The sequence below is a fragment of the Photobacterium makurazakiensis genome, assembly GCF_050336715.1.
GTDB lineage: Bacteria > Pseudomonadota > Gammaproteobacteria > Enterobacterales > Vibrionaceae > Photobacterium > Photobacterium makurazakiensis.
In genome coordinates, this window is sequence record NZ_JAKJSJ010000029.1 from 64,477 (window position 1) to 84,520 (window position 20,044).

General features: G+C 41.8%; 19 protein-coding genes. 14 read left to right on the forward strand and 5 right to left on the reverse strand.

The window, feature by feature from the left end:
• Positions 1-199 precede the first annotated feature (199 nt).
• On the reverse strand, positions 200-598 hold the full coding sequence (locus L4D09_RS14185) for an NINE protein (RefSeq protein WP_428458165.1): 399 nt from the start codon (positions 596-598) through the stop codon (positions 200-202).
• A 308-nt stretch (positions 599-906) separates the two neighbouring features.
• Between L4D09_RS14185 and L4D09_RS14190 the strand changes: the two genes are divergently transcribed.
• Both L4D09_RS14190 and L4D09_RS14195 read left to right on the forward strand, forming a co-directional pair.
• Complete coding sequence (locus L4D09_RS14190) at positions 907-1,788, forward strand: Tim44 domain-containing protein (protein WP_428458166.1); 882 nt, start codon at positions 907-909, stop codon at positions 1,786-1,788.
• Between the two features lie 172 nt (positions 1,789-1,960).
• Entirely contained in the window at positions 1,961-2,206 is a 246-nt protein-coding gene (locus L4D09_RS14195; RefSeq protein WP_428458167.1) for a TIGR02647 family protein, read from the forward strand.
• Positions 2,207-2,255: 49 nt separating this feature from the next.
• Here L4D09_RS14195 and L4D09_RS14200 read toward each other — a convergent pair whose 3' ends face one another.
• Positions 2,256-2,504 carry a YkgJ family cysteine cluster protein gene (locus tag L4D09_RS14200; protein ID WP_428458168.1) on the reverse strand — a complete coding sequence of 83 codons (249 nt, stop codon included), beginning with the start codon at positions 2,502-2,504 and terminating at the stop codon, positions 2,256-2,258.
• Positions 2,505-2,744: 240 nt separating this feature from the next.
• On the opposite strand from L4D09_RS14200, the gene L4D09_RS14205 reads away from it, so the two are divergent.
• The 9 genes from L4D09_RS14205 to L4D09_RS14245 all read left to right on the forward strand — a co-directional run bounded on the left by L4D09_RS14205 (position 2,745) and on the right by L4D09_RS14245 (position 12,344).
• The gene (locus L4D09_RS14205) at positions 2,745-3,194 is read left to right on the forward strand and encodes a YcgN family cysteine cluster protein (RefSeq protein ID WP_428458169.1); all 450 of its coding nucleotides are present in this window, start codon (positions 2,745-2,747) and stop codon (positions 3,192-3,194) included.
• 56 nt (positions 3,195-3,250) lie between these two features.
• Positions 3,251-4,846 (forward strand): tyrosine-type recombinase/integrase, encoded by a 1,596-nt coding sequence (locus L4D09_RS14210; RefSeq protein ID WP_428458170.1) that lies wholly within the window; start codon positions 3,251-3,253, stop codon positions 4,844-4,846.
• Positions 4,843-6,705: a hypothetical protein gene (locus tag L4D09_RS14215; protein ID WP_428458171.1), complete on the forward strand. Its 1,863-nt coding sequence runs from the start codon at positions 4,843-4,845 to the stop codon at positions 6,703-6,705. Before L4D09_RS14210 ends, L4D09_RS14215 begins: the two co-directional genes overlap by 4 nt.
• 3 nt (positions 6,706-6,708) lie before the next feature.
• Positions 6,709-8,676: a site-specific integrase gene (locus L4D09_RS14220; protein ID WP_428458172.1), complete on the forward strand. Its 1,968-nt coding sequence runs from the start codon at positions 6,709-6,711 to the stop codon at positions 8,674-8,676.
• Positions 8,673-9,131 (forward strand): hypothetical protein, encoded by a 459-nt coding sequence (locus L4D09_RS14225; RefSeq protein ID WP_428458173.1) that lies wholly within the window; start codon positions 8,673-8,675, stop codon positions 9,129-9,131. Before L4D09_RS14220 ends, L4D09_RS14225 begins: the two co-directional genes overlap by 4 nt.
• Before the next feature lie 215 nt (positions 9,132-9,346).
• The gene (locus L4D09_RS14230; protein WP_428458174.1) at positions 9,347-10,261 is read left to right on the forward strand and encodes a hypothetical protein; all 915 of its coding nucleotides are present in this window, start codon (positions 9,347-9,349) and stop codon (positions 10,259-10,261) included.
• Positions 10,262-10,454: 193 nt separating this feature from the next.
• Positions 10,455-10,736, forward strand: a complete 282-nt coding sequence (locus L4D09_RS14235) for a hypothetical protein (RefSeq protein WP_428458175.1) — start codon at positions 10,455-10,457, stop codon at positions 10,734-10,736.
• A 118-nt stretch (positions 10,737-10,854) separates the two neighbouring features.
• The gene (locus L4D09_RS14240) at positions 10,855-11,718 is read left to right on the forward strand and encodes a hypothetical protein (RefSeq protein WP_428458176.1); all 864 of its coding nucleotides are present in this window, start codon (positions 10,855-10,857) and stop codon (positions 11,716-11,718) included.
• 284 nt (positions 11,719-12,002) lie between these two features.
• Positions 12,003-12,344 (forward strand): hypothetical protein, encoded by a 342-nt coding sequence (locus L4D09_RS14245; protein WP_428458177.1) that lies wholly within the window; start codon positions 12,003-12,005, stop codon positions 12,342-12,344.
• A 45-nt stretch (positions 12,345-12,389) separates the two neighbouring features.
• Here the strand turns inward: L4D09_RS14245 and L4D09_RS14250 are convergent, their stop codons facing one another.
• A complete protein-coding gene (locus tag L4D09_RS14250) occupies positions 12,390-12,764 on the reverse strand; it encodes a hypothetical protein (RefSeq protein WP_428458178.1) in 375 nt (124 codons plus the stop codon).
• Between the two features lie 403 nt (positions 12,765-13,167).
• On the reverse strand, positions 13,168-13,500 hold the full coding sequence (locus tag L4D09_RS14255; protein ID WP_428458179.1) for a helix-turn-helix domain-containing protein: 333 nt from the start codon (positions 13,498-13,500) through the stop codon (positions 13,168-13,170).
• A 102-nt stretch (positions 13,501-13,602) separates the two neighbouring features.
• On the opposite strand from L4D09_RS14255, the gene L4D09_RS14260 reads away from it, so the two are divergent.
• From L4D09_RS14260 to L4D09_RS14270, 3 genes are all read left to right on the forward strand, one after another.
• Positions 13,603-14,127 carry a hypothetical protein gene (locus L4D09_RS14260; protein ID WP_428458180.1) on the forward strand — a complete coding sequence of 175 codons (525 nt, stop codon included), beginning with the start codon at positions 13,603-13,605 and terminating at the stop codon, positions 14,125-14,127.
• The gene (locus tag L4D09_RS14265; protein WP_428458181.1) at positions 14,121-15,500 is read left to right on the forward strand and encodes a DEAD/DEAH box helicase; all 1,380 of its coding nucleotides are present in this window, start codon (positions 14,121-14,123) and stop codon (positions 15,498-15,500) included. Before L4D09_RS14260 ends, L4D09_RS14265 begins: the two co-directional genes overlap by 7 nt.
• A gap of 357 nt (positions 15,501-15,857) precedes the next feature.
• Entirely contained in the window at positions 15,858-16,556 is a 699-nt protein-coding gene (locus L4D09_RS14270) for a hypothetical protein (RefSeq protein ID WP_428458182.1), read from the forward strand.
• 248 nt (positions 16,557-16,804) lie between these two features.
• On the opposite strand, the gene L4D09_RS14275 is transcribed toward L4D09_RS14270, so the two are convergent.
• Entirely contained in the window at positions 16,805-18,256 is a 1,452-nt protein-coding gene (locus L4D09_RS14275) for a restriction endonuclease (protein WP_428458183.1), read from the reverse strand.
• Positions 18,257-20,044 lie beyond the last annotated feature (1,788 nt).

Sequence of the window (20,044 nt, forward strand, 5' to 3'; positions counted from 1 at the left end):
CAGGTGATTTGCCAGTGAAGCTATAGAACRTTGTTCGATACTTTAGTGTTTACTAAGTAATAAGATCAAGTTTTGGTACTGATTAACAACAAATTACGGCTGTTTTCTTTAGTAGATGTGATTTTTATCATCTCTACAAAGTAGCAGCGAGTAAAAACTGTACGCTAATCAGTTTTTTACGAACAATTTTTTACTGTGTTTATGCTCGGCGAGATTCTCTATTTTTGATCGAAACTTGCTCGTTTAACGTCCAAAAGTCGACGAGTACGCCAATCAAGAAAAAACCAAAAGTACACAGGTATAAGATACCTGTTAACCATTTGCCCATGTACATGCGGTGAACACCGAATACGCCAAGGAAAGTAAGCAGTAACCAAGAGACGGTATAGTCAGTTTCTCCGCCAGTAAAGCGTAAATCGGCCTCGCGATCCATTGACGGGATCAGGAATAAATCGATTAGCCAGCCGATACCAAAAAGCCCCAGAGTAAAAAACCAAATCGTACCAGTTACGGGTTTGCCGTAGTAGAAGCGGTGGGCACCAGTGAAGCCCAAAATCCATAATAAGTAGCCGATTAGCTTACTGTGTGTATCGTTCATTGATATTCCTATTATTTGGTATCCTAGTCGAATGCAACATCTAGTTTAGCCGCCCATGTCATAATAACTAGCTTTAAAACGAAGATTTAGAAAAACACAATACTGAAAAGTTCAAACTAATTTGAACTGACTTATAGAATGAATTTAGCCCGTTATTCGCGTTGTTTCGTTATTTTAATGTAAGTTTTGTTGCTGCTACATTCATCATTGATAATTGTTAGTAACAATTTGCTTTGATGGTTTAGTTGACATTCAGGTATAGCGGTTTAGGATGCTGATTCCTATATTAGGCAAAGGTACTGATTTATATGAAACGCTTCTTCACTATATTTGCCTTGATTTTGACGGTGTCTTTTGCAGCGCCGCAAGTTGAGGCAAAGAAATTTGGCGGCGGTAAGTCGTTTGGCAAAAGCTTCAAAACGGCACCAGTAAAAAGACAACAACCACAGCAAACAAATACAGTAAACCAACAAAAACCAGCTGCTAATCAAGCCGCTCAATCAAGCAAAAAAGGCTTAATGGGTGGTTTAATGGGTGGTCTTCTTGCGGGTGGTCTTCTTGCTGCATTCTTTGGTGGAGCGTTTGAGGGTATCCAATTTATGGATATTCTAATCTTCGGCTTGATTGCTTTTGTTATCTTTAAGCTATTTAAGACAATGCGTGGGGCTAAAGCGACGCCAATGGGGCATCGTGAGGCATACGCAGGTAACTCCCAGCAGAAGCAGCAGGCTCAGCACCGTCAACAAGCACAAGGCATGAACAGCGGTTCTGCTCAACAGCAAGAAACGTATGCTTCTACTGACAGCGATGTGCCATTTAACCTGCCTCCTGGTTTTAACATGAACGCGTTTTTGAACGGTTCACGCGAGCATTACCGTAAGGTTCAAGGCGCATGGAATCACAATGAATTGGAAACAATCCGTGAATATGTAAGCCCAGCCTTGTTTAATGACTTAGAGGCCGAGCGCGGTAAGCTAGAGGGTGAGCAGCATACGGAAGTAATGTATGTTGATGCTGAACTGGTTCGTGCAGATCACGATGCGAACACTGCTCAATTAAGCATTAAGTTCTCTGGTCGTTATAAAGACGGTGCCGAAGGTGTTGAAGAAGACATCACTGATGTTTGGCACTTAGAGCGTAATTTACGAGCGCAAAATGCACCATGGTTGATTGTTGGCATTCAAGCTTAATATTTGAACAATAAGCAACTTTTGTGAAAAACCGTCCATCGTGGCGGTTTTTTTATATCAAAAATTTGATCTGGCTCTCGCGCAGAATAGACAGGATATGATCTCGTCACCTAGTTTTCTTTGTGTGAACCGCTAATATTAATACCAAGCTGAATAATTTGAGAGGAAAAAAATGCCATACAATTTAGAGTTGGTTCACGAGATGAACCTATTGGTAAAATTCCCTATGCACAGTGATTTAGAAGGGATCAAAGTACGCAGCGACGCAGCACCAGACATGGTTTCAGCCGCAGAACGTTTATATGCGAAGGGGCTAGTAACGAGTGCTGACGGTGGTTACCTTACCCATTCTGGTCACCAAGCGGTTGAGCACGCTAAATCGGTATTGCGCATTCTAACGGGTAAAGTTAACGTTTAGTCCGATCTCGTTTCTAATTAACGCGGATAAGTATTTAATAAAGCATGGCTTAGGTCATGCTTTCTAGTTCTGTAATATTGCTAATGGCTTGCTGTGAGGTTGCTCCGCACAGAGATGCACATGCTTTAAATTGATGACATACCGGTGGCCGCTCTGGCTGGCCGAAAATCTTACATAGATTATCTTCGTTGAGCTGAATACAGCGCACGCCTGCAGGCTTGCCTTTAGGCATTCCTGGAATTGGGGAAGAGATACTTGGGGCGATACAACATGCGCCACAACCTAATCGACAATCCATAATTCACCTACAATTATTAAAAATGGTTGCGAAACTTACCACTGTCATCGCAACGGATCAAAAACTATTCACGTTTAGCTTATTTTTAGTGTGCAAATAATAATGACTCTTATTCATTCGTTAGTTTTAGTCGTAATGGCAGAATAGCTTGCACTTTGAAGACTAGACGGCTATAAATCCGCCTCCGAGGTGATATCAACCCAGTATCTGGGGTGGTGAGGATAAACAGAAGGCAGAGTGATGACACACTATTGGCAACAAAAAGATTTACAGGAAATGACCGATCAAGAGTGGGAGGCACTTTGCGATGGCTGTGGCAAATGTTGCTTACATAAGCTGATCGATGATGATACCGATGAAATCTACTACACCAATGTTGCTTGTAGTTTGCTTGATAACAATACGTGTTCTTGTAAAGATTATCCTAACCGCTTTGAGTCGGGTGAAGAGTGTTTAAAGTTGACGCGTGACCGCATTGACGAATTCGTTTGGTTGCCTGATACCTGTGCTTACCGCTTGCTTGCGGAAGGTAAAGATATCCCTGAGTGGCACCCGCTACTCACCGGCTCAAAAGATGCCATGCATAAAGCCGGTGAATCCGTTCGCGATAAAATCGTTTATGAGATTGAAGTGATCGATTGGGAAGATCACATTCAAAACTTACCTGATAGACTAAAACCTCATAATTAACTTTTAAAGTTGAGAATGCTGTATATACTGGTTGTATGTACAGCATGAGGTTTAGTATGTCAGATAACGATGAAAATCAGAAAAAGGTCATACGAAAAGAGGTAGAGATTTCATCTATCCCTAACTTCGTTTACGAGAAACCATTGGTATCCATTGATGATAATGGCGAACCTCAGGTTACCTACCGTGCCAATGGCAACAAAGTCCCCATTAAGAAACTTCCCTTACTCAATATCGTCGGGTACGACAAGAAAGATAACCTAATCAGCTACCAGCCGATAAACATGGCCAATGAGTTCTTGTTGTCGAAAGCAATTGATGATGGCGTGCTTGAGCTTGGTACAGATGCACAGGGGCTTGCCCATTACTTCAGCTTTGTATTGGACAAACAGGCTGAGTGGGATGCTGAATACGATGAAGGTGACTTTGACCCTCTCTATGATGACCCCCGTCCAGAATGGAGCGCCTTTCCTCGCAATAAGCAGGAACGTTTAACCTACCAGTATCGGGATGGAATAAAACAACTTGCTATTGATGGCGTATTAAAAAAATCAACAGCTAAGCAATATATGAGCAGTGTCGTTGGTTTTTATAAACACTGCCTTCGCCAAGGCATTCGCTTTAATAACCCCCCCTTCCAGTTTGAGACCGTGAATATCCATTTCGAGGCGTCTGCATCCAGTATGAAAGCTTACCAGCGTAAGCAGGTGCACACGACGGATATGAGGCTTAAGTTTGCTAAGTCATCTCGCAGTGGTGGCACAAACCTCAGCAATCTACGCCGTGACTTAAAACCGTTTACCAATAGTGAATGGAACATCCTACAAAATATACTGATGAAGGCCCGCAGGGTAGTTCGCCATGGTGACAGTAATAAACTGCACTCATTGCCGATTGAGTTTTGCCTGCACCCAATGATTTGCCGTTATACAGGGTTACGCCGAGAGGAAGCAGCGAGCCTTCATTTGGGACAGATTGTTAACCCCGAAACAATGATTCAAGACGGCAATGAGGTTTTCAAAAAGCCTGTGATGGATTTGGGTGTCGGTGATAAATATCAATCACTCACAAAGACTGCTGAGGGCTTCGCAGAGAAGAATAAAAGCCGCGTCACTATTATCCCTGCCGCATTAATGAAGGTGCTTTACGATTACTCGCAGTCTGACAGGTATCAAAAGCGTCTAGATAAATTCAAAGCATGGTGCAAGGAGCAGGTTGAGGCAGGTCATACGCATCTCTTTGAGGGTGATGATGCCATTAACCCCGAACTGGAATACCTGTTTATTACACAGTCCGGGAAGCCCATGTATACCCGACCACAAGACTTTACTGGGCGCTGGGTGGAAATTCGTAACACTGCAAACCTAACCCAAGGTCTCGACCAACCAATTGTTGGTTCCTTGCATAATTTACGCTCAACGTTTGCTGTGAATATCTTCCGCCACCTTTTAAACAAGAAGGATGAGCATGGCAACCCGTCAATTACACCCGATGAGGCATTGGATAGGGTATCGGCTTTGCTAGGCCATGAAGATAGGACGACGACCATGGAGTACCTGAAAATAGCACAGGACATGCCCTCTGCCGACGAAATCTACGAGGATGTACTGGACTATATTGGCGCTTTTGAGGACTTAGAAGGGGCACTATGACACAAGGACGTAAACGTACCAAAATAGCGCTTAATAAACCAATTGCGCCTGTTATCCCACTTCGCTTTGAAGATATGGTTTTAGATGGCGGCAATGGATTAAAAGCCTACACTCACCGCCTACGCTACCGCAATGTCCCGGCCGTGAAACAGATTAAATCAGGGAATGAGGTACTGGCGAATCGGGATGATATTGTCAGGGATATTCATCAAATGCTAAATCCCTTGCCTGAAAATAAGACAAAGCTGGGTTGTTTTTCTGGGCTTGTTGCTTACTTTAAATACCTTGATGGTATTGGTTATCACGGTGACCTTTTCCGTAATGCCGTCATGATTGATTGCATTAAGCACTTCAATAAACTTCGCGAAAAAGGTGTGCTGGTTTCGGTAGCAGAGCAAATTAAAAACAGCTTATCTTTCCTATTAAGGCAGTGGAACAGAGAAGCTGACCTTAAGGTACTGCCAGAAGTTGCCGCGAGAACTCCTGCTGCAAATAAAGCGTTCCATGTGGAAACAGAGCTGAAGCCTTTATCCAAGGTATTGATTAAAGGCGCTGTGGCCTTTCAGGAAGCGATTGAGAACAATGAGTTGCTTGATATTCACCCGTTCTTTGATGAAGAACTGTTTGATGAGCAAGCAAGACGCAATGGCTGGACATTAAGGCAAAGGGCAGAAAAGAAAAAAGGCTTCAAGTGGTGCATGAAACCCATGGGTGCAACCCTAAAGGACGCCTCGCTTCCACTTGAGCAACTTCATCGGCAGGTATTTTATAATCAGGCATCACGTAATTGGTTTTTCGTGTTCTCAATGCTGACAGGCATGAATACATCGGTGCTCGCTAATGTGCGTCACAAGGACGTTTCATTTAAGAGTATTGGTAGTGGGCGGTTTGTTTTTGACGGTGAGAAGTTCAGGGCAGGCTATAAGGATTTAGATAATAGCACTGGCTTTAGCCAGCGAACTAAAGAGTTGATTACCCGATGGCTTAAAACGTCTAAAGTGATGTACCAATCACTGGGTATCCCGCTGTCAAATGAGCTGCCGCTGTGCCCTTTCTTTAATGCCAATGGTGAGGTTTGGACATTCAATAACCATGGCTCAGTTATTGGCCGCATCAATACTCAGCTTGAAAAGATAACTGGCTTAACGGTTACTACAAGCCGATTCAGGGCAACAAAATCTGATGTACTGATGCGAGTCACTGAAGACATCTTCCTTGTGTCACAGGGGCTGAATAATGACATAAATGTTGTCGCCCAACGCTACTCGAGTGGTGTTCAGGCAGACCATGATAATAACCTCAATGCCACGTTTGGAGCGTTAAGCGCGGTTGCCAAGGGCGAGGAGATAGGCAAAGCCATCGAGGGTGCAAAGGCGATGCGCAGCGATATTTTGTCAGATTATGATTATAAGAATTTGCGCAGCCGTGAAAGCAAAGAGCAGCCATTAATGACAACGCCCAGTGGCATCAAGTGCGCAGGGGCAACACCAGAGAAGCTTATTGCGGAAGCGAGGCGCATGAAGCAGTTGGGCGTTGATTTTTCGAAAGATACGGGGCGTTGCACGGATTTTCTTGCTTGCTTTGATTGCGACAGTCATAAATTGGTGGCGTCAGAAAATGACATTTGGCTGATGCTGTCATTTTTAGAGCAAATTGAAGACCTCAAGGAGATGGTGGCAAGTAATTCCGCACCTAAAGACGAGTATTTCGTGGTAGAAGGCCTATTGAAAAAAGTCCTTCTCAGGCTGAAACAAAAAGCACCTAAAAACTACGCTCAAGTAAAACAGAAAGTGGATGACGGCGATTTCCACCCGCTTTACCAAGACCGAGCCAGCGCAAGCCAATTTTTTAAGGGGTAACTTATGTCTGAAAAGCTTATACAGCTTCGCCAAGAAGTTGCTGAAAATCCGTATGTGACATTTGACTCTGACGGGAAAGGTGTTTCTCGTGTCTTTGATGTAGAGTGGGACTTCCATGCCCTGAACCAGAACAGAAAAACAATCTCTTTTGGGTATATTGGTGAGAAGTATCGCCACCATATTCAGTCTTACCTCTATGCGGTGATGCAATGGCAAAAGGAAAAATCAAACTCTAACTCTCATTTGGCTGTTAGCACGCTCATACGCACAAAGGATACATTAAGCGCCATCGCAACACGCTGGGGAAAAAGTGACTTCAGCTTGCTTTCGAGCGAACGAGAGTGGAAGAAATGCTCAATAAAATTAGAAGGGGTTGGCAGCGAATCTACTTGCCGACAGCTTGCCTCGGGTATTAATTCACTGAATAAAGCGGGTCTTGTAACGCGTTATGTCCACAAGCGAGAGTATATCAAGTGGGTTGCCCCTGATGCGGGGGGCGGTCAAGCCATCGCTTTTCCTGAAGCGATTCATGTCAGTATTTTAAGGACAGTTGTTGAATTTGTGGAAACCTATCATCCCTATCGCCATCAGATTTCAGAGGCGATGGAAAAGCTATACACCTATCAGGATGAAATGCTAAATGCTGAGCTTAAAGCGTTAGGTGTAAGTGCTCTAACCGAGAGGCAAATGAGGATATCTCACAGAACAAGCAAGTGGCCTGAACGACAAGCTGTTCCTAACTTCTCCTTTCACAGGCGAGGAAACTGGTTAGGTACGCTGCTCAGGATGTGCTTTATCTGTGTCGGTTTATTCTCCGCTGCCCGAAAGGAAGAGCTGCTTTCCATGAATAAAGAGAGCTATGACGATACATTAGCTACTGTGTCAAAGGTCTCAGGGTTTTCAACAAAGGGAAATAAGGGCGAAAAGATTTATACGACGTGGAATACCGCCCCTATCGCAAAGTTGGCACTGGAGCTCGCTTATGACGCCACGCAAGCCGCGAGAAAATACAGTTTAGAACGACTGGATGACGGCTATCAAAATGGTCAGTTAACCCAAGACCAATATAATGCAAAGAAAGAAGACCTTGAGAGTGCCTTTATTTCTTCTGATATCCCTTATGACAGTGAAGCTCTCATAAATAAAATGTCGCTAAAATACAGTATTGACGGTGCTGATGGTGCATTGAATTTGAAAGAATTCAACATTATTGCGACCGCCGAAGACGTTGAGGAATTCGATCTGCTGAATCCAGACCGCGCAGGGAGTTTAAAGGTCGGAGGCGGTTTACCAAAGCTTAGCCCTCATGATTTACGGCGAAGTTTTGTAGTCTTCATGGTGAAGAACCGACTGGGCAATGCGCTTACAGTCAAATACCAGCTTAAGCACCGAAATATTAATATGTCTAACTGGTACGCGAATTATTCCGAGCTGGCGCGTACCAACCAACTGTTGATGGATGCTCAGTTAATGAGTGAAATTGATGAGGCCATTGAAAGTTCAGCGGTCGACGCATGGGATGAGATTTACAACGTATCCGATACCTTAAGCGGTGCAGAAGGTGAGCGAATAGCCCGCAATAAAGCAGAGCGGCTAGCACAGGGGGAGAAAATTGTTATGTCCCGAAGTGAATTGGTAGCCTTGGTAAGGTCTGGTGATAAATCCATTGTATTACTTCCTACAGGTGGCTACTGCACCAATCGTAATTGTGAGCGCCTCTGCTCACTGATGGATATTGTTGAAGCCCCCTGTGAGCATAAGGTTGTCACGGATAAGGCGGCTAAAAGGCTGTCGAGGGAGCGGGACAACCTCATTGCTTCGTTCAGGGCAATTAATGATATGGGTGATTATGCCAATGAGTTGATTCTGGATGCCAGAAAAAAGAAGATTCAGTCCATTGAACCAACATTGGTCAAACACAGCATCCCATTTGAGATCTTCAATGATGATATTAAGGCGGTATGGTCATGAGAGTAGAGTACAAGGCGACTTGTAAGGCCGAAGGGTTATTGGTCAATGCGTTTCAACGCCTATTAGATGGCAAGCCGCTTCATGTTAAGGCGACGGGCAAACTGACGTTGAATCGAATCAATAATGAAGCCCAACTTGGCAATAGTTATGTCCATAAATTCAAAGAGTTCGTGGCCTACGCCAAACCTGTTATCGACGAATACAACCTCAACCGTGATAAGGCGATGACAGCAGGGTTAGATATTGAGCTAGATGTCCCTTTGTCTGATCTTGATGGGCTAAAACATAAATTAAAAAAAGCCGATGAGCTTAAAGATAAATACAGAGTGCAACGAGATAATGCAATTGAGGCCCGGAAGCAGTTAGAGGCTGAAAATGCCAGGCTCCGCTTTAGGGTGTTTGACCTACAGCAAGAGTTATTGGATGAAAATTCGGTTGTAACACCAATCAAGTAATACGCTCAAAGTGTAATGGGGCTAAGGGACGTAACACGTTTCTGCCCCTAAGTTTCTTAGAGTAATTAATCATAAAACTCCAGCTATTTCCATTTGACCCAATTTATCTAATGCTTCAATATGCGTTTAGTTGATTACTGCTAAATTATCTGCGGACTAGATAAATGAAAGCAGTTCATAACTGTTATGCGTTTCCCTGAGTATGGAGTTAGTAAATGAACATAGATTTTCTTTCGGATTTGTCAGGTGAACTGCAAGCAGTTCTTGAGAAATCTGGTTTAAATGTTCCATCACCAGAACAATTACGTCAGCAAGATAAGCGTTCTGAAGAATTAAAAGATCAGATCGAGAACTACGACCTAAAAAACCTCTTACACCACTTTTTTACTGTTTATTCTCGGCGTGTACCTGTACGCAAATGGAATGTCCATATATCAGACAAACTGTCAGATTCTAAAGCAATTATCGAGATCGTTAACAAGCTGACACATGGTGACGACGTAAATGCCTTGTTAAGCAATAGAGTAAGGAAACTGAATCAACCTAAGTTTGCTGACTTACTCCTCGCAGAGTGGGGAATACACCATTTGCACTTTGAAGAGAGTAGAAGTAACGAGTTGCTTTTTATTTGTTTTAGTGAAAGTGATGCTTATCTGATCGACATCTTGCAGCATGAGAAAGCTGATGGTTCAGTGGTTACTTGGACTAACACTGATTTAATTCAGGTTATGCATGACAATTGGCCAGCTATTTTACAGCCATATGTTTTTAAGAAAAACTCTCAATCGCCAGTGTCGGTGTTGACAACTGAAGAGAGAAGAACCTTAAGAAAAAGAGCGACAACTACTTTCGTAGTTGTAAGTGATGGTACTGAGTATATGCCTATGGGAGGTGGTTATACCGCAAGTAAGCATCCAACTCATGCCATTATACGATCTGATTTTTTATATAGAAAAGCCAAGCAGTTACAGACTATAGTAGAAGAAAACTTCACTGCTATTCAACAAGCTCTGTCTACATATACAACCAGTCCGAAGTTAGAGCTAAAACTCGACACCAACCTAGAGCCTATTGTGATAGAAGTAGTTCATAAAGTTGAGCTCAATTTGTTACAGGACGAAAACGCATAATAACGTTTAAGGTATTCAAAATACTGTTTCTAAACTGATAAAGTCAATTTTACGTTTCTTCCCTAACTTAGTTCTGCCCCATTCTAGTTAACTCTGCTTAGCTTCTCACTTCGTTAAATCTTCATTTGACCTATTTTTCCTTATGCTAGTAAGTTGTTTACAGCATCGAAGGATCATCAAACAAAGGTAAATAATGAATTTTAAGCTAGGTCTAAGAGAAATTACTGAATCCGATATCAAGGCTGATTGTCCTTTCATGCCAGAGAAAGAGGATTTCCCTATGTATGTGGCTGCTTTCGTGGAAGATATTGATAATCTCGATATTGTGGAAAGTGCTTATGAAAGCAATAACAGCGTTATCATCAAACTTGCAGGTGATGCTGATATTGAACAACTGCGCCAAGCGTGTATATCAATACATCAACATTATTGGGATAAGCTTCGTACAACAGGCTTTGAGCCAATCTATCGCTAACGTTTGAGAGTAATTCAACACGGTTCGGCATTCATATGTCAGTGTTCAAGATGGTATGTTTTACTGAGTTTGTAGTGTGCCAGTCACTTAATCGCACGTTAGGCCAACGGAGTAATAGTTGAGAAAGTACATTTTTTTAGATAACTGGGTCATTGGTCGTTTGAGTGACGATAAGTTTCAAACTTCTCTAATCGAGTACATTCAGTCGAATAGGTATGTTGTGGTTCTAAACTCACTATCATTAACTGAATTATACAATCCCAATTGGCAACAAGGGGATAGAACAGAAGTAGCTGCAAAGTTCTATGCATCTATCCCATGTGTAATTGTTGACCCTGCTAAAGTTAAACAAGCAGAAGTTGATAACTATCTTGATAAACTAGATGACCTACCCATTGAGATGGACTTGACAGAAATATATCCTGAAGAACGTGAAAGGCTTATTCTTGGGCTCTTGAGGTGTAACTCTGAATTTGTACTACAAGGCAAAGACTTAGAACAATGGGATCTCAGCTACAAAAAGGAAAAATCTGAGTGGCTAAATAATGTAGACCAAATTATTTCTCACGCGATCGATACAGGTAGCCTAAAAAAGGGCAAGAAGCATCGCAAGAACAACGCACTAGCAGAAAAAGAAACATTTTTGCTTTCACTAGATATGCGTGAAGTACCCAGTGAAAAAATAGACTTGTTATTTCAATATCGGATGTCAAAGTTAAAAAGGACTAGCTTGTGTTCGAGCGTGCGTTTTCTTTCGTTGCTGTTCTGGTATCTATATATTGATGAAGACCCTTCCAATAAGATTAAACATCAAAATTCAGATATCGGTGATCTACATCAAATGACTCTTATCCCATACTGTGAGGCTTTCACGTTAGATAATTCTATGTTTCGTCTTGTCAATCGCGTGAAAAATGAAGGGGCAGTTTTTCGGACTACTTTATTAACTAAAGCTATGTTAGAGAAAAAGGTCTTTGTGTAGTAGAGAGTGAATTTGGCCATTAGGTTAGATAGTTTGCAATACTTCAAGTAATCCATAAATTGCTAATTTAGTAAATACTGTAACTCAGAAATGTCCAAATGTGCGTTTCGAACTTTGTTGTCACACTTTCCTGGATAGTCACGTTGGTTAAGTCTAAGTTTCAATCTTTATTGTCACATTTAGCCTCTTGTAGCCACGATAGAAACGAACTTCAGAGGCATTAAAGTTTCAAACTTTAATGTCCTTTGACATCAACCGCGCAATCAGAAATGGAGTTTGGTGGGATGGCTGGACAGGATATGGCGACCCATACACACAAGAGTCGCCACAATCATGTGGTTGAAAAAGCATTGGATCTAGACAATGGCACGGAAGCTACCCTTGATGTCGAAGCCAATGACAATACCCAAAGCAACAATAAGCACAAAGTTAATCACCAAGAGGTTAAAGACAACCTTCAGCGGTCAGCAGAGTACTCCGCACAGGCTAACCCAAGCCTGCGAACCGGAGCACAGCAAGGAGCTGAAAAACAAGATGCGCGAACTCATCGAGCGCCGCAGCAACGACACCGGTATCACCCCTCGCCAGCGCGAGGTTTTCCAGTTCCTCGACTACACGATGGATGATTACCTCACCAACAGTTTATAGTAACTAGGCACTACCTTTCTGGTTCAGCGTCCTGCCTTGCGGATAGCCCCGGCCAACTCATGCTGATCAAACTGGCCGTCGCGGTACATCTGGATCAGGCCGCGCAGCAGCTTGCCGCTGGTGATCTTCCGCTCCATATGCAGGTTTAAATTGTGCAGCCACTCGTTGAGACTAACTTTTTCGAACGGCGCCAGCCGGATCTGTACCGGAGCTTGGCCGGTCGAGATGTAATAGCGTGGATCGGCACTGTCGGGTTCAGCGGGCGTGTCGTCGATGGCCACCGGATCGGGTGCCAGTTTGTGTGCCAGTGCCTCGAGACAGGCCACGAGGACCGCATTGTTGTCGGCGATGTCGATGGTCTGGCCGTTGACGGTGATAGAAATGCTGTTGTTAGCCATAGTCGATCCTCAATTCTGTGGCGTGTTTTGCTGACTATAGCGCTGGGGAGAATCATTTCAAGGGGGCGTTTTAGAAGTACTGCTTATATTACCGCAAGCACGATTCGCCCCACGACTTGGCGGGCGCGGCCAGCGGCCGGATCGCCTTCCTTATATTTGGCGCCCGCTTTTTTTTTTGCCTGGTGTACTCGGCCGGCTGCGTTCGAACCGTCAGCTGTCGGAGGAAAATACAGACTGCAACTCGAACAATAAAGATTAAAACTACAGCGTGAACTCTATGAAGCTTCTGTCCACCTTTGAGTTAACTGACATAGCTAACTCATGTGATCACCAAGCGATTCTGCCGTACCGGAAATCTATTTCACTTTCGCAGGCTCTTACAACTGCTTAGCTAGTCCCCTTTCTAGCTGTTATCTTCTGATGTTTCTTCAATAAGCCGAGCTGTCATATCAAGAATCTTCTGCTTATCATGTTGAGACAACTTATTCAGATTCACCGCTAATTCAGCTGATACTTCATCTTCACAAAAGAAGTAACTCAACGGCACACCAAGTTCATCTGCGATTTTCTTCAGCGTACTGATATCAGGAGTATGTCGCCCCTTTTCATACTGGTTCATTCTTGGGCTTGCTGAGCTTTCATCCATGCCTATACGCTCCCCCAACGCTTTTTGGGATAGCTTCGCTTTTTTACGCGCTTCTTTGAGGCGTATTGGGATTGGGTTATTGAACGACACTTACGATTCATATCTCTAATCTCAGGTAACTAAGATTTTCTTAGTTTTACTGATTTCTGTATACTAAGCAATCCTTAGTTTTTTGGTTTGTATGAGTAGTAAATGAAACGGTCTGCGAAAGTCAGTGCGGTAATGCACAAGTTGTTGATAGAAAAAGAGATGGATGGTTTTTCAGTTATAGAGTTACGAGATGCCTCTATTTCAATTAGCAACGACCACACTGAACCAGATGAAGCACGCAAAATAGTCTACCGACAAATCCTACGCTTTATGAAGAACGATTGGCTTAGAAGTGAAGGTACTGGGCAGAAGAAAAGGTACTTCCAAACCGATCTATTTAAAACTCTACAAGTAGCACCTAAACCAGAAGCAATTGAGATTGATACCCCTTCTATACCTGATTACTCAGTATTAATACGTGAGCGCAGCCAATATAAAGGTGAATTAGAAATTATTCTGGGAGAGATTGAAGAGTACCAATCTCTAAACCATCGCTTCCCTGAATTAAGGGGTAAACTGACCCCACTTCTTGAGCAGGCAAAAGAACGTTCAGCCCAACTACTTGGAAAGGTAAACGTTTTAACGAATGTTCTCAAAACACTTTCCGAGGGTAAAACAACGTGCTGAGATTGTGGCAAGAAGAGTGTTCAAAAAAAGTGTTGAAGAAGTATCGTTCGAACCAAAATCACTTCTTTTGTCAAGCAACGCCAGGGGCCGGAAAAACGGTCCTCGCAGCTACTGTCGCGTCAAGGTTATTGAAAAACAATATGGTTGATCTAGTACTGTGCTTCTCCCCATCCTTAACGGTTTCAGATGGCATAAAAAGAACCTTTTCAAAAACTCTAAACTGTACATTTAATGGTGGGTTAGGTGCTATCGGTCAATCGCTCACATACCAATCGATCCAATTTTTGAGCGATGAGTTTTGGCAGGCACTTGGAAACTATCGTGTATTTGTCGTCTTCGATGAGATACACCACTGCGCAGGATCAGATATTGAAAATGCGAACATATGGGGCCAGCAAGTCCTTACCAAAATTCAAGGACTAGCTACCTACACACTCGCAATGTCTGGTACTCCATGGCGCTCTGATTCTATCCCTATCACAATGGGTGAATACAGCGATCCGGATGGTCAGCTTTTCGTTGATTACCAATACACATTAAGACAGGCCATTGCAGACAACGTTTGTAGGACTCCGAAAATAGTCCTCGTTGATAACGAACACCTGTCGGTCACAAATGATGAAAAAGTTGAGTCCTTTTCTTCGATTTTAGAAATGATAAAAAAGACTAAAACCTCTTACCAGAGTGTCATTCACAATCAAGAGGCGATGGAATACCTGCTTGGCCTAGGTTGCAAAAAGCTGGCTGAATTACGCACACAATCGCCAAGTGCTGGAGGGTTAGTTGTCGCTTCGTCAGTTCAGCATGCACAATCAATTCAGAGGATACTATCTCAAAAGTTTGCTCAATCAGTCTCAATCGTTACTTATCGTCATGAAGAACCTTTAGTCGAAATAGAACGTTATCGACAAAGTAGTGACCAATGGATTGTAAGTGTTGGAATGATAAGCGAAGGAACTGATATCCCCCGACTTCAAGTATGTTGCCACATGAGCGCGGTTAAGACAGAGTTATATTTTAGGCAGGTACTTGGCCGTATCCTCCGTATAAATGACGCAAAAAACCAGCAAGCATGGCTATTTACCTTTGCTGAGCAAAACCTAATCGAGTTTTCTGAACGCATTGAGCAAGACATACCCGAGACCTGTATGTTTGCAAAAGTGAATAGTTCTGAAGTAGTAGAAGAAGAACCTTATAGCCACAATTCAGGCAAAGCTAAGTCATTGGAAAATTTAACAAATGAAAGTACGCAGTTAACATGGACTTCGACATCGAGCACCGGTAGCAGCTCTAGCGGTATCATGGGGAGCTTTGATGAAATCCGTTTAGGTTCATTCAAACAGCGAATAATTAGTGCATTCGTTGGGACGTGAATCAAGCTGGTAAGCCCAGTTCATGGATCGGCTCCACCTTAACATCGAATGAAAGCAAATCTATTAGCTATCTGAACTCAATTAAGTGTGTTACGTGGTCAGTAGCTAACGCCTTTGCCTTATAAATAAAGATAGATTTAACCAACATCATTTTTCAAGCTTCAAACTAGCGTCCAGATTAGATCTGCCCCATTGTGTTTTAAATAAATCTATCAATGATGAAAATCTGACGGCACCGCTGCATAGGTTCTCTAACTGGAAAGCTTTTGATAAACCCTAAGTCTTGCCAGTTGGTTTTGAGTATGCTCAACTTGAAAGTTCATTATGCGCTCTTAAGTATGCTGTAAGGGATTTAACGTGCTAACACTTAAAGGAAAAATATTCACCATACTGTCTATTCTATCTGGTTGGGTAGCTGTATGCCTAGGAGCTTACACTTTCTACCTTCATGATCTGCCAGTAAGCAATAGTCCTAAAGATTGGGCTGACTTTGCTACTTTCTTTACAGGGGTCACAACTCCCCTTTCCATTGTTGCGGCTAGTATTGCAGCATATTTTGTTTGCAAAAACTTTCAGCAAGACAGGGACTTCAGACGAATTGAAATTTTGAACCAAAGCATCTACCGAGCAGAGGAGCAAATTTATCAGTCTTTACAAGCGCAAACGCACACCAATGACATGTCGAACGAATTACCTGAAAATGACAAAGTGATAAATGTGGTGCGGTTTTACAGCCAAAGGCCAAAGATAGACAGGCCTGAAAGGGTTGAAAAGATGGCAAAATCTAGACTTGCCAATTATGCGCAGCTAGTAACTATGCTCGATATGTACCTGACAGAGTTAGAAACAAAGCTAGGTAGTGATACTATCCATGGTAGCTATATTCGATTTACTGAATCTATCTATTGGATAGAAAAGCATACTCCTATTGTGGCACATCTTGATGCTTTAGCTGGACATTTACTACAGGCGGAAAAACCTGAAGAGCATCAGTTACTTCTAAAAATGTTCAATGAAAACAGAGAGCGCCAGCTATACAATACAAGCGGCAATTAAAAACTAAACTCACTTCTGCTCCTCGACGTGTCAACGTGATTAATTCTAGCTCGTTTTTGCCCCATTCCGTGCCAGCTACGCTAAACCTCAGAAATCACAGTGAGGTGGTTTGACCTACTTTTTCTTATCTGTGTAATGTCTAGTCAGTTGGGGGATTACCATTAATCTAAGTCATTTTTCCAGAGGTGTGCTGGCGGGGCATGTAACACCACTACAAGATGATATTAGGGTAGTCATTAAAGATTTTCTTAACGAATGTTATCAAGTGTTTTCCTAATTTTTGATAACATTTCCTTGTCTTGAAGCATATGGGAATCTTTAATTACAATAGTTTTCTCGGACTCAAGAATAGATACTATCTCATCTTCTATTCGGTCTATTGTGTCTTGAACTATTAAGAGGTCGCGTTGAATTTGAACTCGTATCTCTTGTTCATTAGATAGCCCACGATGGAGCTGAGGAAACATGTAATTAATCTTGAAACTGATTTCATGCTGGTTGCCTAATATATTTGAATAGTCGCCATTCAGGAATTTGACGCTGGAAATAACCATTTCATCAATAACGAGGTTCATAGTTTGTTTTTTAGACATGAATTGGTCAGGGTAATATTTTTTACGCAACTCTTCTGGCAGGGTGTTAGCTATTAATGTGAAGCTACAACGCTTTAATAGGTACGTTGGTATAATTGAAACCGTATAAGGGTGTATTACATCATTTGCGAGGAATATGTTAGTGATTTTCTCTTGTGTAGCGGTGTTGATTTTCTCCCCTAAAAAGTCAAACAACTGTTTATTAACAGTTGTTTGTAGATTTGTGATTGCTTTAAAAATCTCTCCCAGAGCTTCGGGAGGAAGGCGCCTGAAGAAGCTGATATCATAGCCATAAAAGTCAAATGAGCCAAAGTTAACTCTTTTGTTATCTTCCATGCCATCAATTCTTTTGTGAAGGTGCTTTATATCCATATCTAGTAGGTTGGCGAATCCGAAGTCGGTCATGGCATCTAGAACAACATTCTTATGAGCCTCGATGTCGATAACACTCTGTACCTCGAAGAAAGTCTTCATAATATTTTGCTTTAACTTTATTCTTTGGGTAAGGTCTACTCCATCACAAACTTGCACTGTGGTTTTTTTTAGTAACCGAGCGATCTCATCATATGGCTCATTATCTACATAACCTTGAAATGACTCGTATTCTGAAACTACTTGTTTTACGAATTTTTCAAATTTTCCACTCTCTATTTCCTTCGTTATGCCAGTTTTAAATTGTTTTGTAAGGCTTAACGTTGGTTCATTTAATGAGCTTGAAACGTAGAATAAGTATTTTACGTTGTCACCAAAGAACAGTTTGTTGTCAATTGTTAAGTGCAATAAGAACTTAATCAATTCTCTTAGAAATGATGGCTTGGTGATCTTGCTGGCGTATTTCTTGCACTGAACAACTGCTACAACTTTTTCGTTTGAATAAATAACACAGTCTCGACCTCTTTCGCCAACACCAGGCATAAGGATGATATCGCTATATCCTTTATGTTCTCCATTATAGATCTCAGCTTTTAGTAGGTGGTAAGTAAGGATCTCGAAATCTCTATCACTTAGCTGATTTAGGGGCAAATTGGTATTGCCCACACTCATCGCTGCCGGTTTATACCTTTGACTTAGTTCTTCACTAATTTCATTGTCATCGATTTTTTTCATTACTTGAGGTCTTTTGTTTAAGTGTCTGATTTATTGTAAATAAACTACTAAGGATGATGCAAGGAGATAGTTTGTAGTGGATGAGTGAATTTGGCAAATTGACTAGAGGTTTTGCAATACTTCAGATAATCCGCTAGAAGCTAATTTAGCAAAATCACTGGCACACTTTTGTCCAGAGGCGTGCTGATGGGGCATGAAACACGAAAATGCCCCAAAACGTTTTTAAGCAACAATAAACCTTGATAAGAAAAATTTGGCCATTCAGCTGCTGAATCGGGTTATTCGGTTCCCTCCAGCTTGGTAAAGTTCATCACAGATGTGGCCATTCAGCTGCTGAATTGGGGTACTCAAAGAGATCGCCTTTATTTATACACATGATAAACAGCACTTAATGATGGTTTAGTGAGCCGCCAGAAATGTTTTAATATAGATATATCCACTTGAGTTAACTAGCTTGGCAGCTAGCTCAATTTTGCCCCAGTTCGAGTTAGTGATAGCCATCGCTATCTATTACATCTGTACGAGTCTGAGTAGGCAGTCTACTTGTCATTAGACATAGTACAGATTACTAAGGGTTCAATAGTGATCTAAGCCGAATTTATTAGCGGGATTCTGAAATAATGCATTCAATGTCCAATCAATCGACAACACCAAGTTGTAACGTTCCTCAATAACCTCACCACCTTCGTGAAGTTTTAAGGTGAATGACTCTTGTTAAGGCGATGCTCTCCAACCTTTTAATACCTTTATCGCCTTACTCAAATGTTGATTCATGTTTACTCCATTTATTTAGCTATACACACTTTAATCTTCGAGGGGTAAAAAATAGTGAGTAATGTTGGAAAGCTGATAGCAATAAGCCACCTTATAGGTGGCCTATCATTTAAACTTCTTTTTTGCAGCAAGTCGTTTCCGACAAACATCTCAGTTTAAGCTGCTTCCGCCGAGACTATGATGACTTAGTTGGTGAGCTTTCACCCTCAATACTTAATATAAGTAAATCGAAAAAACTTCGCAATGATTACGGCTGATTACTCTTCTTAATATTAATTTTGTAGCAAAAATAACAAGTAATGTTACGCTGCAAAGTCATCGAGCACTGATTCCGACAGGCCAAAAGAAGAGCAATTATTAAATCACTTACTAATTCATAATAATTTATATATTTCAGCGCATTATATCTTAACGGTGAATCATTGCGCTGTTTATCGTGTATACATACCTTGGGYAGAATGCAGATTTCAAATCGTAAGTACATAGTTAATCAACATGTGGYACTTTTCATGTTAGCTATCCGAAATATTAAAAAGACATTTTTCTCTAGTTGGCATTGCTATGCTCAGAAGTAATACTTTGATTCTCAGACATCGATGTTTAAATCGACTCTTCAGTAATTTTGTTGATCGCAAATAGACTGCGCTGAGCGATCACATTCATTAAATTTTGCCTCTAATAGTAGTGGTATAGCCTGCTTATCGCACAATGCTGTTTGTTTTTCGCTCAATCTAAGGGGTACGAGCGATCACATTGGCATCGTAATACTGACGTTCTTGCACTCAATCGAAGGGGCACGAGCGATCTTTTGGTTTCAATAAATTATTATTTGACCAATATTTACTAATGGATGTAGTTTCCTAGTGAGCATGGGGCGAATAATTTGCATGCTAGCCTGTCACAAGATAAACCTAAACTTGATATGTAATATAAAAAACAAATGGTTAATGTGGAAACCGTGTTCTGTGATAAATGTGTTCCTAGTAAAAAGTATATTATCGGTACATTTATTCC

What these genes read in the sequence shown, in the direction of transcription:
- L4D09_RS14210 (WP_428458170.1), top strand. Translation starts at nt 3,251, where the DNA reads ATGTCAGATAACGATGAAAATCAGAAAAAGGTCATACGAAAAGAGGTA.
- L4D09_RS14250 (WP_428458178.1), bottom strand. Translation starts at nt 12,764, where the DNA reads ATGGCTAACAACAGCATTTCTATCACCGTCAACGGCCAGACCATCGAC.
- L4D09_RS14230 (WP_428458174.1), top strand. Translation starts at nt 9,347, where the DNA reads ATGAACATAGATTTTCTTTCGGATTTGTCAGGTGAACTGCAAGCAGTT.
- L4D09_RS14275 (WP_428458183.1), bottom strand. Translation starts at nt 18,256, where the DNA reads ATGAAAAAAATCGATGACAATGAAATTAGTGAAGAACTAAGTCAAAGG.
- L4D09_RS14245 (WP_428458177.1), top strand. Translation starts at nt 12,003, where the DNA reads ATGGCTGGACAGGATATGGCGACCCATACACACAAGAGTCGCCACAAT.
- L4D09_RS14195 (WP_428458167.1), top strand. Translation starts at nt 1,961, where the DNA reads ATGCCATACAATTTAGAGTTGGTTCACGAGATGAACCTATTGGTAAAA.
- L4D09_RS14220 (WP_428458172.1), top strand. Translation starts at nt 6,709, where the DNA reads ATGTCTGAAAAGCTTATACAGCTTCGCCAAGAAGTTGCTGAAAATCCG.
- L4D09_RS14185 (WP_428458165.1), bottom strand. Translation starts at nt 598, where the DNA reads ATGAACGATACACACAGTAAGCTAATCGGCTACTTATTATGGATTTTG.
- L4D09_RS14225 (WP_428458173.1), top strand. Translation starts at nt 8,673, where the DNA reads ATGAGAGTAGAGTACAAGGCGACTTGTAAGGCCGAAGGGTTATTGGTC.
- L4D09_RS14205 (WP_428458169.1), top strand. Translation starts at nt 2,745, where the DNA reads ATGACACACTATTGGCAACAAAAAGATTTACAGGAAATGACCGATCAA.
- L4D09_RS14190 (WP_428458166.1), top strand. Translation starts at nt 907, where the DNA reads ATGAAACGCTTCTTCACTATATTTGCCTTGATTTTGACGGTGTCTTTT.
- L4D09_RS14235 (WP_428458175.1), top strand. Translation starts at nt 10,455, where the DNA reads ATGAATTTTAAGCTAGGTCTAAGAGAAATTACTGAATCCGATATCAAG.
- L4D09_RS14215 (WP_428458171.1), top strand. Translation starts at nt 4,843, where the DNA reads ATGACACAAGGACGTAAACGTACCAAAATAGCGCTTAATAAACCAATT.
- L4D09_RS14260 (WP_428458180.1), top strand. Translation starts at nt 13,603, where the DNA reads ATGAAACGGTCTGCGAAAGTCAGTGCGGTAATGCACAAGTTGTTGATA.
- L4D09_RS14200 (WP_428458168.1), bottom strand. Translation starts at nt 2,504, where the DNA reads ATGGATTGTCGATTAGGTTGTGGCGCATGTTGTATCGCCCCAAGTATC.